At 67.8% G+C, this 2546-nt stretch carries 3 protein-coding genes; all 3 read right to left on the bottom strand.

Annotation, left to right across the window (positions count from 1 at the left end; genetic code table 11):
• Positions 1 to 774 (bottom strand): amino acid permease (locus LQV45_RS25375; RefSeq protein ID WP_230009392.1); only part of this gene is annotated, 774 nt, incomplete at its 3' end.
• 285 nt (positions 775 to 1059) lie between these two features.
• Positions 1060 to 1821: a response regulator transcription factor gene (locus LQV45_RS25380; protein ID WP_230009394.1), complete on the bottom strand. Its 762-nt coding sequence runs from the start codon at positions 1819 to 1821 to the stop codon at positions 1060 to 1062.
• The coding region (locus LQV45_RS25385) for a sensor histidine kinase (protein WP_230009396.1) at positions 1781 to 2546 on the bottom strand (766 nt) is incomplete at its 5' end. The genes LQV45_RS25380 and LQV45_RS25385, both read right to left, overlap by 41 nt.

Here is a 2546-nt window from a genome sequence, read left to right on the forward strand (position 1 = left end):
GGGCAGCAGGGTGACCACAATGGCGATGGAGCCGATGTAGAACACGAGGATGCGCCAGACGGTGGACTTCACGGCCTTCTTGACGGCATCGACCGGGTTCTCGGATTCGCCGGCGGCAATGGTGGCAATTTCCGCGCCGAAGAACGAGAACACCACCACGAGGATGCCGGCCAGGACGGCGCCGGGGCCGTTGGGCATGAACCCGCCGTTGCCGATCAGGTTGTCCAGGCCGGGCGCCGGAACGCCGGGGATGAGGCCCAGGATCGCGGCGACGCCGAAGAGCAGGAAGAGCACGATTGCCGCGACCTTGATGGAAGCGAACCAGAACTCGAACTCGCCGAACGACTTAACGGACCCGAGGTTGGTCAGCGTCAGCAGCACCATCAGGGCAAGCGCCCACACCCACTGGTCAATGCCGGGGACCCAGCGGTGCATGATCGCTGCCCCAGCCGTTGCCTCGATGCCGAGGACAATGATCCAGAACCATGCGTAGAGCCAGCCGATGCTGAACCCGGCCCAGCGGCCCAGGGCCTTGTCCGCGTAGGTGGAAAATGAGCCGGTTTCCGGGTTGGCCGCGGCCATCTCGCCCAGCATCCGCATGACGAGGATGACCACGAGTCCCGCCGCGGCGTACGCAACCAGGATGCCGGGGCCGGCCTGCTGGATCGCCGCACCCGAACCGACAAACAGTCCGGCGCCGATCACGCCGGCGATGGCAATCATGGACAGATGCCTGGGTTTCAGGGATTTTGAAAGCTGCTGGTCAGCGGGCATGGAAGCGCCGTCCTTCGTGGGGGGTTCAGGCCCGCTCGATGCCGGCACGGAATCGAATCCATGCTGTGCGGCGGACCACAATGTCGTTTCACACTAGACCGCGCGGCGGACCGTCCGTCTTGTGCAGTCCCACAAATGACGGCCGGTCAGACCGGGCCATCACCCAACGCGAGGGCCATAGGGTCAACCAAAGTTGCCTCACGGGCAATTCGGCAATGTGCCTGAAACCACTGCTTCAGGTACTACCTGCCGGTAACCTGCCTTGCGGCGGCAGGGCGGCGGCCGTCAGTAGTCCGCGATGCTGGGCACCACGAGGCCGGTCTCATATGCGTACACCACGGCCTGGACGCGGTCGCGGAGGTGGAGCTTGGTCAGGATCCGGCGCACATGCGTCTTGACGGTGGCCTCGGACAGGAAGTACCGGTGCGCGATTTCGGCGTTGGAGAGTCCCTCCGCCATCGCCCCGAGCATCTCGTTTTCGCGGGGTGTCAGGTCCTCCAGCAACGGGTCCCGCGCCGGGCGTGCGGGGCTGCCGGCCTGCTGGCCGCCCTCGTCCGCCCCGGCGTGCTGGCCGCCGGCGCCGCCTGTCCCTGCAGGATCCGGGCCGCCTGCACCGCGGACATAGGTCTCCAACAGCCGCTGCGTAACACGGGGTGCCACCACGGCGTCGCCACTGGCCACCACCCGGACCGCGCTGACCAGTTCTGCCGGCGCCACGTCCTTGAGCAGGAACGCAGAGGCCCCTGCCCGCAGTGCTGCAAAGGCGTATTCATCGAGGTCAAAGGTGGTCAGGATGATGATTTTGGCGTCGGAGCCCGAGGCGGCGATCGCCCGGGTGGCCTCGATCCCGTCCAGCACCGGCATCCGTACATCCATCAGGACGACGTCGGGCGCGAGCTCCCGGACGTGGCGGACCGCTTCGGCGCCGTTGGATGCCTCGCCCACGATGCGCAAATCGTCTTCACCCTCCAGGATGAGGCGGAAGCCCATCCTAAGCAGCGGCTGGTCATCCACCAGCAGGACGCGTACCGGCGTGTTGTCGGACATTGTTTCCCCTTGATTCCGTGGCATTCTCGCCGTTGCAGTTCAGTTCCGCGTGCACGCGCCAGCCGCGGTCACCGGCGCGCCCGGCGTACACGGTGCCAGCGTAGATCCTGGCCCGCTCCCGCATCCCGGCGATTCCATGCCCGGTGCCGAAGGAGTCCAGTGCGTCAGGCTTCGCCTGCGCGCCGGTCCCGGGAGCGCCCGGGTCAACGGTGCCCCTGCCGTCGTCGAGCACTTCAATGGTGACGCGGGAGCCGTTCCGGACAATGCTGACCTCCACCCGGCTGAGGGCGCGGCCGTAACGCAGCACGTTGGTCAGCGACTCCTGCACAATTCTGTAGACGGTCAGCTGGAACGCCGCATCGTCGGGCAGGGACGGGCCGGTGTGCGTGTAGTGCAGGGGCAGTCCCGCGGTGCGGAAGCCCTCGAGCAGTTTGGCCAGGCTGCCCCCGGCCACCAGCGGCTCGCGCGGGGCATGTCCGGTGGGGGCGTCCTCGCGCAGCACGCCAAGGACGCGCCGCATGTCGGCCAGCGCGGTGCGCCCGGTCCGGGAGAGTTCGGCCAGGACGCCGGCGGCGCGCTCCGGATCCTTCTTGACCACGACGGCGGCGCCGTCCGACAGGCTGATCATGACCGTCAGCGAGTGCGCCACGACGTCGTGCATTTCGCGCGCGATCCGGTTCCGTTCCGTGACCGAGCCCAGCTGCTGGGCCCGGGCGGCCCAGGCC

The organism is Microbacterium sp. Bi128, assembly GCF_918698205.1.